We start from the raw sequence: 14,925 nt of genomic DNA on the forward strand, positions 1-14,925 counted from the left end.
CGGCGCTAGTGCGCCTTCTCCTTCGATGCCGCCGCGGTTGCCGCCGCCTCCGGCAACAGCGTCGGCCCCGGTACCGGCTGCGCGACCCCGGCGGCCGCGCCGCTCGCGAGCGGTGCCACGGGCGGCGCCGGCGCCTGTTCGGGCGCACGCGCCGACGGGCCGCCGAGCGGCATCGTGATGCGCTGGCCGCCGCGTTCGAACACGACTTCGTCCGGGCCGATCGACACGACCGTCGCCCCCTCCTTCAGCCGCGCGCCTTCGAAATAGCGGCTGCCGTCGGCCGTCTCGATGTAGCGCTGGTCGCCGTCGCCCGCGAACACGGTCGTGATCTCCGGAATGCCTGCCGTGCCGCCCAGCGTCGTCGCCGTGCGCGGCGCGGCCGGATCGGCATCGCGCACGTGATCGACGACTTCGAGCGCCGGTCGCGCATCCTTCATGTAGTTGCGGATGCGCGGCTCGATCTGCGCGCGCGCGGCCGCGCCCGTCAGTTCGATCCGGCCGCGGCCGAGATACGTCACCGTCAGCGCCGTATCGCTGAAATAGGTCTGCGCGGTCGCCACCAGGTCGCTGACCACGTAGATGTTGCCGAGCGCCGCGTTGTCGACCTCCGCGACGATCTGCGCGACGCGTTCGCGCGCGGCCGGATCGCTGACGTAGCCCGACACGATCACGCCGTCGTCGCGCGGCGCGACGGCCAGCTCCGGATACGCATGCAGCAGCTGCTGCAGCCGGTGCGTGCCCGCGAGCACCGATTCGTGCTGCCACGGCAGGCGCCCCGACCACGCGACGAAGCCGTAGCCGAGCGCGCCGAGCAGCACGCCGATCCACAACGCGACCAGCGCGATCACGAGCCGGCGGCTGCCGAGGCGGCGCAGGCCGCCCGTGAGCCAGCCGAGCCACGCGGCCTCGCGCGCGGCGTCCGGCGCATCGGCTTCGTCCGGCACCGCGACGCTCGCCTGCGCATGCCGCGCGATGCCGAGCCGGATCGAGCCGACCGTCACGACGTCGTGCGGCGTCAGCGAGCGGCGCCCCGCGCCGAGCGGTTCGTCGTTGAACAGCACCGCCGCGCCGGTCTCGCCGCCGTGGTTCTGCACGGTCACCGCGAGCGCGCCGACCTGCAGGCACACCTGCTTCGCGCCGATCTCGCGATCGGGCAGGATCACTTCGCAATCGGCCGCGGTGCCGACCCAGTTCGCGCCGCGCGCGAGCGACATCGTGCGGCCGTACATCGGCCCGCTCAGGAAGCACAGGTTCCACGGCGACGCGAACGCGGCCGCGCCGCCCCCCGCGCCGCCGGGCAATGCGCCGTCGCCGTGCGGATCAATGATGCTCGTCGACATGGGGAGTGGCTCCTGCGGTCGTCGCGGGCTGCGCCGCCGCATCCTTCGGCGGCGGCAGCGCGGGCGGACCGAACTTCGTGCCGGGCAGCGGCTTCGGCGTCAGCGGCACCGCGACGTCGTTGTCCGGCGGGCGGTACATCGACAGTCCTTCCTGGCCGGCCGGCGCGTCGACACCCGGGTTCACGGGCGAGCCGTCCGGCGCATACATCGACGCGGTCGTCACCACGCGCGGCGTCAGCAGGTAGAACCGCTCCATGTGGTTGCCCGACTTGTCGGTGTACTTGAACAGGTTGCCGATCAGCGGAATGTCGGACAGCCAGGGCACGCCGCTCTTGTTCAGCTTCACCTCGTCGTCGTTGAAACCCGCGATCAGCAGGCTCTTGCCCTCGTCGATCATCGACTTGGTGACGATGTTGCGCTGCTGGATCACCGGAATGTTCGACACGGCCTGCCCTTGCACGACGTTGCCGTCCTGGATGTCGATCGACATCATCACGCTCTGCGGATTGCCGGACACGGCCGCCGCGTTGCGGATCGCCTCGTCGACGATCATCGGCGTCACCTTGATGCTCGTGCCGGTCGTCACGCTGTACAGCGACGAATCCTGGTAGCCCTGCACCTGCACGTAGAACTGCGTAAGGTTCTCGAGGATCGCCTCGGTGTTGTCGAGCGCCAGCACCTTCGGTTTCGAACGCAACTGCGCCTGCCCCTTCTGCGCGAGCGCGTTCACGCGCGTGAGCAGGTAGTTGCGCAGCGAGCCGCCGATCGATGCCGTCAACGCGATGCCGGTCGGCAGGAAGGTGCCCGTCTGCCCGGTTTCCGACGTGCCGACGCCGAACGTGAGCGGCGGATTGCCCGAGCCGTTGTACTGCGTGTTGCCGTTCAGCGGATTCGCGCCGTTGCCGATCTGCACGTCGCCGTGCGTCGTGTGCAGGCGCCAGTCGATCCCGAGGCTGTCGAGCGAATCCTCGTTGATGTCGATGATCGTCACGTTGATCTCGACGATGCGCGGCCGCTCGTCGAGCTGGTTGATCAGCGACTGGTAGCGGTACATGTTCTCCGGCAGGTCGCGCACGATCACCGCGTTGATCGCCGGATCGGCGACGATCTGTGGCAGCGCGTCGCCGCCGCCGGCGTTCCCGAACGGTGCAAGCCCGCCGCCTGCGCTGCTGTCGCCCGCGTAACCGCCCGCGCGCGGGCCGCCGGCGATATCGGGGAAGTCGAGCCGCGGCACGGCGATCGTCAGCCCCGAGCCCAGCTTCACCTGGCGCGCGGCCTGTCCGAGCGGCGTGCTCGACGGCAGCGCGTTCGTGCCGCCGCCCTTGCCGAACAGGCGGCTCAGGATCGTCGCGACGCCCGGCACCGTCACCTCCTTGCCCGAGCGGTTGATCGTGAAATCCGACGCCCAGCCGTACTTCAGCCGGAACGCGCGGATGTCCGCATGCGCGCCGTTCGCCGACGGATCGCCGACCGAGCCGACCGCCTGCCGCACGAGCTCGACGTAGCGGCGCGGGCCGGCCACGTACACGCTGTTCGCGCGGTCGTTGATCACCAGCGTGTAGCGCTTGTCGGGAATCTGCATCGCCTGCAGCGCGCGGCCGATTTCACCGGCTGCGTTCGGCGGGATCGGGATCATCTGCGTCTGCGACTGATCGGCCGGATCGACGTACAGGAACGAGCCGTCGTAGTACCACGTGAGCCCGTAGGTCGAGCAGATCGTGTCGAGCGTCTGTTGCGGCGTGCCCGAGAAGCGGCCGCTGATCACGCCGTCGACCTTCGGGTCGACCACCGCCGTCACGCCCTGCGACGACGCGAGCTCGCGGATGAAGTCGCCGATCTTCTTGCCGTTCGCGACGATCGTGAACGGCTTGTTGCGCCAGCGCAGGTCCGCGGCCCGCGCATGCTGCGCGGGCGCCATGCACAGCGACGCCGTGAGCAACGCGGTCGCGCACATGGCGAGCGCGGCCCGTTGCAGGCTGCGCGGTTGAAACCGGATCGAGGCGACGCGTCGACGCATCAAAGGACTCCTGTGGAAGAAACGAACATGCGTTCCAGCGCCTGCTGCGCGAAGCGCAGCACTTCGCCGCCGAGCCAGCCCGACAACAGCACGAGCGCGACCATCACGGCGATCAGCCGCACCGCGATGCCGATGTTGGCGTCCTGCACCTGCGTGACGGCCTGCAGAATCGCGACGACGAGGCCCGTGACGGTGGCGATCAGCACGATCGGCAGCGACAGCAGCAGCACGAGCATCAGCGCCTGGCGCGTCAGGTCGAGGATCGTCGAGCTCGTCATTGCACGGCTCCCGGCGCACGCACGCCGGCACCCGCGCCGACCGTGCCGTCGTCCGGCGGGTTCTTGACCCAGCCGACCGTATGCAGCTGCACGTCTTCCTCGACCTCCTGGTACGACAGCACCGCGAGGTCGGGCAGGACCGGCTGCAGGATCGTCTTCACGTAGCGGCGCGCGCCGAGCGCGACCATCACCGCGAGCCGCACGGCGCCCTGCGCATTGCCGTGCCCGCCGGCGCCGCCCGCCTGCGCGGCCTGCACGATCGCGCGCACCTGCTCGCCGATGTCCTGCTTGACCGCGCTCGACAGCGCGAGGAAATTGCCCTGCTTGGTGCGCATCACCGCGCTCTCGATCCGCTCCTGCAGGTTCTGCTCGAACAGTACGACCCGCAGCTGCCGCGCCGTGCCCGCGTGGCGGTCGGTAATCATCCGGCGCAGGTCGACGCGCACGAGCTCGACCAGCGCGATCACGTCGTCCGGTTCGTTCGGCGCCCACGTGATCAGGCTTTCGAAGATCACGCGCAAATTGCGGATCGGTACCTGCTCGGCCAGCAGCCGGCGCAGCACCTCGGTCACGCGCTGCAGCGGCACGAGCCGCGTCAGCTCGCCCACGAGTTCCGGGTGCTCGCGGCGCACGAGGTGCACGAGCGCCTGCGTTTCCTGGATCCCGAGCAGTTCGTCCGCATGCTGGCGCACGATCTGCTCGACATGCGCGGCGAGCGCGCTTTCGCTCGACAGCCACTTGCCGTCCGGCGCGGAGCCGTCGGGCTTGATCCACAGCGCCGTCGCGAACGGGCCGAATGCCTCGGCCGGCTGGCGCTCCGCGCGCTCGGGCAGCGGCGCGACGCCGTCCCACAGCAGCCAGCCCGGCTTCAGCGCGCCGTGCGCGGCGAGCACGTCCTGCAGATAGATCCGGTACGTGCTGGCCGCCGCGCCTTCGTCGTCGTTCAGCGTGATGCGCGGGAACACCGTGCCGATGTCCGCATCGACGCGCGCTTTCGCGCTCGACAGCGCGGCCTGCAACTGCGCGAGGTTCAGGCTCGCGCGCAGGTCGTCGGACAGCGACACCGCGATCAGCGACGTGACGCCGGCCGCATGCGACACCTTCGCGGGCTGGCCGTCGTCGGCCGCGCCGACGCGCCCCGCGATCTGGATCAGGTTGAAACTCGGCGCGGCCGTCTTGCGCTTGAGCTGCGAGAACGCGAACACGCCGAGGCCGATCGCGATCAGCGCGAACGACCATTTCGGAAAACCGGGCACGACGAGGAAGCCGGCCAGCACGACCGCCGCGATCAGCAGCGCGCGCGGATGCGCCCCCAGCTGCTCGCCGAGCTGTTCGCCGAGCTGGCGCTGCCGCGCATCGCGCGTCGCGACGCGGGTCGTGACGATGCCGGCGGCGATCGACACAAGCAGCGACGGAATCTGCGACGCCATCCCGTCGCCGACCGTCAGGATCGCGTAACGCTGCAGCGCCTGGCCGATATCCATCCCGTGCATCAGCGTGCCGACCGCGATCCCCGCGACGATGTTGATGAACGCGATCACGAGGCCCGCGATCGCGTCGCCCTTCACGAACTTCATCGCGCCGTCCATCGCGCCGTGCATCTGCGATTCCTGCTCCAGCTTCTCGCGTCGCTCGCGCGCTTCGTCGGCGCTGATGATGCCCGCGCGCAAGTCCGCGTCGATGCTCATCTGCTTGCCGGGCATCGCGTCGAGCGAGAAGCGTGCACCGACTTCCGCCACCCGCTCCGACCCTTTCGCGATCACGATGAACTGCACGACGGCGATCACGAGGAACACCACGCCGCCCACCACGACGTTGTTGCCGACCACGAGCCGCCCGAACGCGTCGATCACGTGGCCCGCGTTCGCGTGCAGCAGGATCAGCTTGCACGACGCGATGTTCAGCGCGAGCCGGAACAGTGTCGTGAACAGCAGCAAGGCGGGAAACGACGAGAAGCTCACCGCCGACGGCACGTAGGTCGATACCGTCAGCAGTACGACGCTCGCGGCGAGGTTCAGCGAGATCATCCCGTCGAGCGCGGCCTGCGGCAGCGGCAGGATGAACAGCGCGACGACCGCGACGATGAACATCGCGATGAACAGGTCGGCGCGCGGCGATGCGCCCCCGAGACGCGGTCCGGACACGCCGCGGCCGGCGGAAAACAACCGCTGCCAGTCGCGGGGGAGCGCCTTCGGTTCAGCCATCGTGCCGTAGTCCTGTCGTTATCGCCGGCCGGCACGGGCAATCCTGCCCGTGCCGCGCGGACCGTTGAATGGGACGAGTGTAGCGACGGGAAACGATGGAAAAAGGGATGCGCCTCGTAGCGCGAAAGCGCGTTTTCCGGCGACGATCGAATCGGACTACGAAACCCGGCGGCACGCTCGGGCACGCGCCGCCGGAACCGCTTCCATTGCGGGCCGGGCCGCCGGCGCGCACGCCGGCGGTGCGCCGTTTCGGGGTTACAGGCGCCGCGCGGCGAGGTACGCGAGCTGCGCGCGGTTCTGCACGTTGAAGAGTTTCTCGAGCGACCGGATGTGATGGCCGACCTTGTGCAGCGACGTGCGCAGCGCGCTCGCGATCTCCTGGTCGGACAGCCCGTGCACGAGGCGATCGAGCACCTGCTGCTGCTCGTCGCCGAGCGCGAAACCGCGCATGCGTGCGATACGCGCCTCGAGGAACGGCAGCGCGACGCGATGCACGGCAAGGCTCACCGCCAGCGCGCCGCCGATCACGCGATCGTCGATCCATTCGGTGCCATGCGTCTCCGACGTCACGTTCACCGCGACGCGCAGGTCGAGACGCGGCGCCGACAGGCTGAAGATCACGCCGCTGTTCATCGCGTGCGCACGCAGATGGCCGGCGAGCGCCAGCACCTTGCGGTCGCCGCTGCCCTGCGCGGCCGCCTCGATCTCGTCGAGCCGCCATGCAACCGGAAAGCCGCTCTGCCGCACCTGCGCGAAACGCGGGTCGCTCTCGTAGAGCATCCCTTCGATGAACGGCTGCATGAACGTTGCCGGCGCGAGATCGCGCAGCAGATGGGCACATAGAATGCGCCGCCCGATCATTTCGTAGGCGCCGTAACCGAGCGTACTGAAACCGATTTGCCGCAATCGCGCATGGCATTGCGCGAAATCGATTGGCGCAAGGTCGGTTTTACCGGATCCGATTTGAATGCCGGTAAAAACGTCGCGCTCGATTGCCTGATATTCGCTCGAATAAGCGGCCGCGGCCGCGATATCGGCATGTGAGAACCATTCGACGCGTGGTGCGCCGTCAGCATGTGTCATGAGGAGCCCGCCCCTTTCCCAATATATGAAACTGCGCCCCGTCACGATCTGGTCTTTTCTTTATGATTTTCTGGTAGTCAATATACGCGCGCGAACATGAACCTTTCGCCGCAATTAGTATTACGGCATATTACGCATACACAGGCATTTTTGTACAATGCCCCCGCGTTTCGTCAGGGATGACGATCGGCGCATATCAAAACGATGCTCGATCGCACCGCCGCGAATGCCGTTCACGATACGGCCGCCGCCAGGCGATGCGCGTCGATTCCGAGGGATGGCTCATGTCCGATATTGCATTGCATGAAGAAGCGGTCGCCCCAACCTTTCCGCGCGCGTCGAGCGCGTCGGGCGCCTGCGCGGATGCGCGCCGGGAGCACACCGTGCAGGTCGTCTGGTGCGACGACGTGAAGGGCGGCGACGTCACGCAGCCGCACGCGCCGAAGCTCGGCGTCGCCGATACGCTCGCGCACGCGCAGAGCACGGCCGAGCGCAACCGGATCGTCACGAGCCTGCTGCATCTGACAGGCTTCTCGACGTTCGCGTACTTCGCGCTCGAATTCTCGCGCGAGCGCGTCGAAAGCCTCTATCTGCACGAAGCGTTCACGCCGCCCACCTATCGCGGCGACTACGTGCGGCACAACCATCACGACGTCGATCCGCGCACGCTCGGCGCGCGCGTCTGCAACATGCCGATCGTGTGGGACCTGCAGCAGCTGCGCCGCGAGCACCGCGAGCGCGACGACGGCCCGAACGAAAGCCCCGCCACGCTCGACGGCTTCCTGCAGACGATGCAGGACGACGGGATGTGCAGCGGCATCATGTATTCGATGGCCGTGCCCGGCACGCGGCTGCACGCGTTCATGAGCTTCACCGCGCCGCGCCGCACGCGCGAGTGGATCACGCCGGCGACGATCGAGCAGGCATTGTCGATCGGGTTGTCGGTGCACAAGTTCGCCTCGCCGCAACTGATCTCGACGTCGCGCGAGCGCGCGGTGAACGGGCTCACGCCGTTCGAGCAGGAACTGCTGCTCGGCATTGCCGAAGGCGCATCCGACAAGGAGATCGGCCGGCGCCTCGACACCAGCGCGCACAACGTCGACTATCACCTGCGCAAGCTGCGCAAGCGCTTCGGCGTCGCGAACCGGATCCAGCTCACGTACCTGACGTCGAAGCTCGAATTGATCTGAGCGCGGCGCCGCCGCTTGGCGAATTCGAACGCGTAAACGCGCATGCCGGCCTCGAGGGCCGGCATGCGCGGGTTGCGGTGCGACGTTACTTCAGCAGCGTCATCTGCACGACCTTCACGATCACGAGCCCGACCGCGATCACGAGATAGCCGCGCAGCACGGCCATCCAGATCCGCGTCGCGAGCGTCATGTTCTGCGGCTCGAGCGTGTCGAGCGGCGGCATGCGCCACGTATCGCGCAGCGACCGGTCTACACCCGGCTCCACCACGCGCTTGTTGCGGCGAATCAGGACCGTCGCGAGATACCCCGCGATCGCAAGCACGGTACCGCCCACCAGCACGTCGACGATCGCTTCGCCGCTGATATCCGGATACATCACCGACGCGGTCAGGATGATCGACAGCAGCACGAGTACCCAGATCACCGCGCCCGTGAACACGTTGAGCTTCGTCGAGTTGACCCACGGGCCGAGCACCTGGCGGTCGTTGCACAGCACCAGCAGGAACACCGTGGCACTCGGCAGCAGCACGCCGGCCAGCGTCTGCACGGCTTCGGTCAGCAGGCCGAGCGGGCTGCCCGGGATCAGCACGAGCGTGGCCGCCGCCGCGACGATGCCGAAGTAGACGAGATAAAAGCCCTTTGCGTCGGTCACGCCGCGATGCAGCGAGTGGCGGATCTTGAACACGTCGCCGATCGCATACGCGGTCGACAGCGACACCGCCGCCGCGCCGATGATGCATGCGTCGAGCAGCGCGATCGCGAACAGCGTCGCGCTCGTGCGGCCCGCATACTTCTCCAGGCCCGCGATGATGCCGCCCGCGTCGGTGAAGTTGCCGGCTTCCGGATGGCCTCTGAACAGCGCGGCGCTGAAGCCGATCATGGCCACCGCGCCGACCAGCACGAACGCGATACCGATCCACAGGTCGGCCTTCTCGTACTTCATGAAGCGCGGCGTGATGCGCTTGTCGATCACGTAGCTCTGCTGGAAGAACAGCTGCCAGGGCGCAACCGTCGTGCCGACGATGCCGATCACGAGCAGCATCACGTCCGACAGCTTCGCGTGCGCGGGCCAGTTCGGCACGAAGAAATCGCGCGACATCTGCGCGACGCTCGGATGGATCGACACGAGCACGGGCACGAGCAGCAGGCTCATCACGCACAGCCCGATCGCGAACCGCTCGAAGCGCCGGAAATCGCCGGTACTCACCGCGGCCATCGTCAGCGCGGCGGCCACGCACACGCCGGCCACCTTCGGCAATCCGAAGAAATCCAGCACGAACGTGATGCCGATGAACTCGGTGACGATCGTGAGCGCATTGAGCAGGAACAGGTCGATCACGCTGAACGCGCCCCAGAACTTGCCGAACCGCTCGAAGATCAGGCGTGCATGGCCGACGCCGGTGACCGCGCCGAGGCGCAGCACCATTTCCTGGTTCACGTACAGCACGGGCACGAGCAGCAGCAGCGTCCACAGCAGCGTCGTGCCGTAGTTCTGGCCGGCCTGCGTGTAGGTGCCGAATGCGCCGGCGTCGTTGTCGCCGACCATCACGATCAGGCCCGGGCCGATGATCGCGAGCAGCGTGCGCAGGCGCGCCCACCACGTGCCGCGCGCACCGGTGTCGTGGTGCGGGATCGTGCCGAGTGCGCCGCGGATGTCGCCGAGGTGGGCGTCGTCGAGCACGGCGCTGCGTTCGGCGGCGATCGGTGGAGAGACGTTGGATGGCGTGGACATGATGTGTTCCGTACGGCTAAGGGTTATGCGATTCGATAAGCGTGCGACCTTGGAATGCGCACGGGGCGACCGCCCGAAGGCGGCCACGCGTGCGCATGCCGAGGCGCGCTCGGCGCTTCCTTCAGTGGATCAACGATTTCAGCTGGTTCAGCAGGCGGGAGAACACCCGCGGACGGGCGTCGAGCGTCAGCATCGCGTCGTACTGGTTGCGCGATTCCGTGACGTGCGGAAGGTTCGACAGCAGAAGGCCGAAGTTCATGGTCTGGCTCCGTGCGGCGACGGCAGGCGTGCCGGCCGCGTCGTGGGCGCGGGGCCAGTCCGGGGCCTGAACGACGTGTCAGGCTAGTCGGCCGGATTGTCCCTGCGACCGGGGTTCAAAAGGGTCGGTGCGTGCAACGGGCATAAGGGACAACTGTCACTGTCGTTCATGGCGGCTCCTGTGCGGTGTTCCGGAAAACACGGTTGACCGCCGTCAGGCCGGCGGGCCGCCATTCGCGAGCCGGGAAAAGGCACGCGCGAACGCGGCCGCCTGCCAGGCGGCGGTGAAACCGGCCAACGCATGCGAAAACGCATCACGCTAACCGGCGCGAATCAGGGTGCACGTAGGGATTTGCTGCGGAATGCTGCTGCGCGCACCGTTTGCCCGGGAGACAAACGGCGGCTTCGATGAGGCGCGGACGTCGGTCGCTCAGGCGGAAATTTCGTTCGAAGATCGACTACTGCAGGCGTCCAAGGCGGCGGCCCCAAGAGTGAAGATGGCGGATTCTATGGACGGCCCGAAAGTGAAGTCAACCCCTCCCAACCCCATTTCTCGAAATAAATTCCCCGCGTTTCGCCGCTGAAAGATTTGCCCTTGAAATGGCGCACCGAAACCTTTCAGCGCGTCAGGATGCGCTCCGGCGGCGATGCGTGCGCGCAACGGCACGGAGTATCCCGCCGCGTGCGCTTCCGGCCCCCGCCAGGCCGCTGCCGCGCGACCGCGGTCCGTTGCGACGCGCAGGCCACGGACGTCATCTTTCATGCGTTTTTTGCTTGCGCCGCAGCAAAAGTCGCGACTACAATCCGCCCCAATTCATCAAGGGAGTCCCCCCGTGGACACATGCTCTAGTTGCAGTTCGATGCCGGTCCAGGCCGGCCAAGCCATCGCGAGATAGCAGCCAGACGCATGTCTTTCGCCGCTAGCTCGCATTCGTCGGGTTAGCGCGCTTCCTCCCGGGCCGGCCATCGCCGCCTCGCCAGTCGCACGCTCCGTTACGTTCCACCCTCCGATCGCAGGTTGCGTCATGCGCCCGCGCTCGATCACGTCGTCCGGCGTTTGCCGGACCGGACGGAGGCAGCGTCATGTTCTTTCCATCCTTCGCGCTCAGACTCAAGCGCATCGCCCACGTCGCGTGCGACCGTGCATTCGTTTCCGGCCTCTCGCCGCTCGCCCACGCGTTCAGCAACTGGCGCGGCATCGCGCTCGCCCACGTGCCCGCGGCACCACGCCCGCTCGACTGCGTGCTGGTCGCCGCGATGGCGGCCGCGGTCGCGCTCGCCGCGCTGCTGTGCGCGGCCGCCTCGCGCCTCGGCTTCGCGCAGGTGTGGCGCGTCGGCGGCTGGCTGCCGTAATCCCGTCGCCGCGCGGCGGTACCACTCGCCCTGGAACGCCGCGCGATCGTCTCGTCGCATTTCCCGCATCGCGCCTTCATTTATTCAGTCTAGCTAATCAAACCATCAACGGAATCCGCATGAAGAATCACCTCGAACCTGTCCCGCGCAAGCGCCGCGTCAATGCGCTCGCCACGCTGTTGCTGTCGCTTGCCGCCACACCCGCGTTCGCGCAGGCGTCGTCACCGGCCGCGGCCGAACCGGCAGCCGGCGCCAGCGACGACGCCGCGCCCGCACGACAGGCCGCCGATGCCGCCGCGCCCGCCCCCACCGGCTTCTGGGAGCGTTCGAACCTGCTCGGCGACATGGGCGGCCTGCGCGACCTGCTGGGCGATCACGGCGTCACGCTGAGCCTGCAGGAAACCAGCGAGTACCTGTACAACACGTCCGGCGGCACGCATCGCGGCGGCGCGTACCAGGGGCTCACGCAATTCGGTTTCAACGTCGATACCGGCAAGGCGATCGGCCTGCCGGGCGGCACGTTCAACGTGTCGGGGCTGCAGATCCACGGCACCAACCTCACGCAGCGCTACCTGCAGACACTGCAGACCGCGACCGGCATCGAAGCGAACTCGACCACGCGCCTGTGGGAGCTCTGGTACCAGCAGTCGTTGCTCGACGGCAAGATCGACGTGAAGGTCGGCCAGCAGAGCGTCGACCAGGAATTCATGGTAAGCCAGAACGCGTCGACGTTCATGAACGCGACGTTCGGCTGGCCCGTGCTGCCGTCGACCGACCTGCCGGCCGGCGGCCCCGCGTATCCGCTGTCGTCGCTCGGCGTGCGCCTGCGCGTGAAGCCGGCAGACGCATGGACCGCGATGATCGGCGTGTTCGACGGCAACCCGGCCGGCCGCACCGACGGCGACGCGCAGGTGCTGAACGCGCACGGCACCCACTTCAACCTGCGCAGCGGTGCGTTCGTGATCGGCGAGGTGCAGTACGCGCTGAACGCGCCGCCGGCCGATCCGAAGGCGCCGCAGCCCGTCGGCCTGCCCGGCACGTACAAGCTCGGCTTCTGGTATCAGTCGCAGCACGCGAACGACCCACGTTACGGCACCGACGGCCTGTCGCTCGCGGATCCGGCGAGTCACGGCACGCCCGCCACGCATCGCGGCAACTACGGGTTCTATGCGGTCGCGGACCAGATGGTGTGGCGGCCGTCGGCCGACAGCCCGCGCGCGCTCGGCGTGTTCGCACGCGTGATGGGCGCACCCGGCGACCGCAATGTCGTCGACTTCGCGGCCAACGCAGGCGTGACGCTGAAGGCGCCGTTCGCCGGACGCGACAACGACGTCGCCGGCATCGCGATCGGCTACGCGAAGATCGGCTCGCATGCGCGCGGCCTCGACGGCGATACCGGCGTGTACACGACGCCCGGCTATCCGGTGCGTCGCGCGGAGACGGTCGTCGAAGCGACCTACCAGTACCAGGTCACGCCGTGGTGGCAGTTGCAGGCCGACCTGCAGCACTTCTTCCGCCCGGGCGGCGGCATCCCGAACCCGAACGCGGCCGGCGCGCGCATCGGCGACGAAACGGTGGTCGGCGTACGCACGACGATCACGTTCTGATGCGCGCCGCATGAAAACACGGGCCGGTCGGCCGCTCGCGCGACCGTCCGGCCCGTTTGCTCGTGTGCCGCGCCGCGAATTACTCGCCGTACAGCCCGAGCAGTTTCAGCGTGACGCCGTTGGTCCAGCCGAACCCGTCCTGCAGCGGATATTCACCGCCTCCGCCCCCGCCCGTGCCGGCGCCTTCGACCACGTACTTCTCGACGAGTTTGCCTTCCGTCGCATACACATGCTTCACGTCGGACAGGAAGCGCGTGCCGATGTCCTTCGCGAGCGCCGGTTCGCCATAACGGCGCAGCCCGTCGATCGCGATCCACTGCAGCGGCGCCCACCCGTTCGGCGCATCCCACTGCTGGCCCGTGTTCTCGGTCGTCGTCGCGAGCCCGCCCGGTTGCAGCAGCGTCTTGCGCACTTCGCGCGCGGTCGCCTTCGCGCGCTCGGGCCATGCGACGCCCGCGAACAGCGGATACAGCGTGGCCGCCGTCACGCCGTCGCGCGGCTTGCGCAACTGCCAGTCGTAGTCGCCGTAATAGCCGTGACGATTCCACAGGTAACGGTTGATCGCGGCCGCACGCCGTGCCGCGCGCCCGGAGAAATCGATCACGCATGCCATGTCGCGCGCGACCGTGCAGCCCTTCACGATCGTCGTCTCGAGATGGAACATCAGGCTGTTCAGGTCGACCGGCACGATCGACGTCGTGCGGATCGTCGCGAGCGTCTTGCCGTCGCCGAACCAGCGCGAGCTGTAGTCCCAGCCGCTTTCGGCGCCCGCACGCAGGTCGCGGTAGACCTCGTTCGCCGGGCGGCCGGTTGCCGACTTCGCGGTCGTCACGTCCTCCAGATACGACTCGTCGCGCGGCGTGTCGCTCGCGTCCCAGTAGCGGTTCAGCACCGCGCCGTCGGGCATCGCGACCACGTGGCGCGCGGCCTGCCCGCGCGGCGTCGTGGTTTCGCCCTGCATCCAGTACGCGTGTTCCTTGCGCAGCTCCGGCAGGTATTTCTGGTAGACCCTGTCGCCTTCGGCCTGCGCGGCGAGCGTGACCATGTACGCGAAGAACGGCGGCTGCGAGCGGCTCGCGTAATACGTCCGGTTGCCGTTCGGGATGTGGCCGATCGTATCGATCAGATATGCGAAGTTGTCGAGCATGTTGTCGACGAGATCCTCGCGTCCCGACACCTGCAGGCCGAGCATCGTGAAATAGGTATCCCAGTAGTAGCCTTCGCGAAAGCGGCCGCCCGGCACGACATACGGTTTCGGCATCGCGATCAGCGAACCGTATTGGGGCACCGTGACGCTCGTGCGCGTGAGCTGCGGCCACAGCCAGTCGATGTGCTGGCGCAGCGTCTGGTTCGGCGGCGGCGTCACGCCGCTTTCCGGCGGCGGCGTGAAGTGCTGGCCGACGAACGTCTTCAGCGAAAAGCCCGGTTGCGATTTCTGTTGCTGATACAACTGCACGATCGTCGCGGGATCGGTATCGGGCGTCGCGTCGACGAAGGTCTTCTGGTCGGGGTAGATCTGCGCGGTCTGCACCGCGACGAACAGGTCGCCGTAGAGCTGGCTCGGCGGCGGCAGCAGCGTGCCCGATACGGCGGGTGCCGCGGCGGTGGCGGCCGCGGCCGGAGACTGGCCCGCCGCTTGCGCGGCGGCCTGGTTCGCGTTGTCGGCCTGCGCGGCGCAGCCTGCGACAGCGAGATAGGCGACGGCCAGCGTGGCCGCCCAGCGAAGACGCGGCGCGGGTGGCGCAGCGCGTGACGAGAGATGAACCGGGAAGCGAGTTGCAATCGGTGCGGCACGACGTGGCGTCATGACGTGTCCCCTCCTTTCGATGGTGAATGGATCGGCAAGGGGTCTCGTTCGCGCGC

General features: G+C 68.1%; 12 protein-coding genes. 4 read left to right on the forward strand and 8 right to left on the reverse strand.

What is annotated here, in order from left to right; all coding sequences use genetic code 11:
- Positions 1-5 precede the first annotated feature (5 nt).
- The 5 genes from sctD to AC1VVG_RS29945 all read right to left on the reverse strand — a co-directional run bounded on the left by sctD (position 6) and on the right by AC1VVG_RS29945 (position 6,922).
- Positions 6-1,340 carry a type III secretion system inner membrane ring subunit SctD gene (sctD, locus tag AC1VVG_RS29925; protein WP_482837112.1) on the reverse strand — a complete coding sequence of 445 codons (1,335 nt, stop codon included), beginning with the start codon at positions 1,338-1,340 and terminating at the stop codon, positions 6-8.
- The gene (gene sctC / locus AC1VVG_RS29930) at positions 1,321-3,357 is read right to left on the reverse strand and encodes a type III secretion system outer membrane ring subunit SctC (protein WP_049029126.1); all 2,037 of its coding nucleotides are present in this window, start codon (positions 3,355-3,357) and stop codon (positions 1,321-1,323) included. Before sctC ends, sctD begins: the two co-directional genes overlap by 20 nt.
- Positions 3,357-3,635 carry a type III secretion system export apparatus subunit SctS gene (sctS, locus tag AC1VVG_RS29935; protein WP_006480854.1) on the reverse strand — a complete coding sequence of 93 codons (279 nt, stop codon included), beginning with the start codon at positions 3,633-3,635 and terminating at the stop codon, positions 3,357-3,359. The genes sctC and sctS overlap by 1 nt, the downstream gene beginning before the upstream one ends.
- Positions 3,632-5,839, reverse strand: coding sequence for a type III secretion system export apparatus subunit SctV (gene sctV / locus AC1VVG_RS29940; protein ID WP_482837113.1), 2,208 nt, complete (start codon positions 5,837-5,839; stop codon positions 3,632-3,634). The genes sctS and sctV overlap by 4 nt, the downstream gene beginning before the upstream one ends.
- A gap of 255 nt (positions 5,840-6,094) precedes the next feature.
- Positions 6,095-6,922 (reverse strand): helix-turn-helix transcriptional regulator, encoded by an 828-nt coding sequence (locus tag AC1VVG_RS29945; protein ID WP_034189396.1) that lies wholly within the window; start codon positions 6,920-6,922, stop codon positions 6,095-6,097.
- A 284-nt stretch (positions 6,923-7,206) separates the two neighbouring features.
- Between AC1VVG_RS29945 and AC1VVG_RS29950 the strand changes: the two genes are divergently transcribed.
- Positions 7,207-8,112 carry a helix-turn-helix transcriptional regulator gene (locus AC1VVG_RS29950; protein ID WP_482837115.1) on the forward strand — a complete coding sequence of 302 codons (906 nt, stop codon included), beginning with the start codon at positions 7,207-7,209 and terminating at the stop codon, positions 8,110-8,112.
- Between the two features lie 85 nt (positions 8,113-8,197).
- On the opposite strand, the gene AC1VVG_RS29955 is transcribed toward AC1VVG_RS29950, so the two are convergent.
- Both AC1VVG_RS29955 and AC1VVG_RS29960 read right to left on the reverse strand, forming a co-directional pair.
- On the reverse strand, positions 8,198-9,844 hold the full coding sequence (locus AC1VVG_RS29955) for an NRAMP family divalent metal transporter (RefSeq protein WP_482837116.1): 1,647 nt from the start codon (positions 9,842-9,844) through the stop codon (positions 8,198-8,200).
- A 121-nt stretch (positions 9,845-9,965) separates the two neighbouring features.
- Positions 9,966-10,103: a hypothetical protein gene (locus AC1VVG_RS29960; protein ID WP_167361904.1), complete on the reverse strand. Its 138-nt coding sequence runs from the start codon at positions 10,101-10,103 to the stop codon at positions 9,966-9,968.
- A 361-nt stretch (positions 10,104-10,464) separates the two neighbouring features.
- Here AC1VVG_RS29960 and AC1VVG_RS29965 point away from each other — a divergent pair, with 361 nt between their 5' ends.
- The 3 genes from AC1VVG_RS29965 (at position 10,465) to AC1VVG_RS29975 (ending at position 13,062) form a co-directional block, all read left to right on the forward strand.
- On the forward strand, positions 10,465-10,686 hold the full coding sequence (locus AC1VVG_RS29965) for a hypothetical protein (RefSeq protein WP_154233767.1): 222 nt from the start codon (positions 10,465-10,467) through the stop codon (positions 10,684-10,686).
- A 499-nt stretch (positions 10,687-11,185) separates the two neighbouring features.
- The gene (locus AC1VVG_RS29970; RefSeq protein ID WP_049035638.1) at positions 11,186-11,455 is read left to right on the forward strand and encodes a hypothetical protein; all 270 of its coding nucleotides are present in this window, start codon (positions 11,186-11,188) and stop codon (positions 11,453-11,455) included.
- A gap of 119 nt (positions 11,456-11,574) precedes the next feature.
- Entirely contained in the window at positions 11,575-13,062 is a 1,488-nt protein-coding gene (locus AC1VVG_RS29975; RefSeq protein ID WP_482837118.1) for a carbohydrate porin, read from the forward strand.
- A gap of 79 nt (positions 13,063-13,141) precedes the next feature.
- On the opposite strand, the gene treA is transcribed toward AC1VVG_RS29975, so the two are convergent.
- Positions 13,142-14,869, reverse strand: coding sequence for an alpha,alpha-trehalase TreA (gene treA / locus AC1VVG_RS29980; RefSeq protein WP_200086380.1), 1,728 nt, complete (start codon positions 14,867-14,869; stop codon positions 13,142-13,144).
- Between the last annotated feature and the right edge of the window lie 56 nt (positions 14,870-14,925).

The sequence above is a fragment of the Burkholderia sp. L-4 genome (assembly GCF_056856535.1).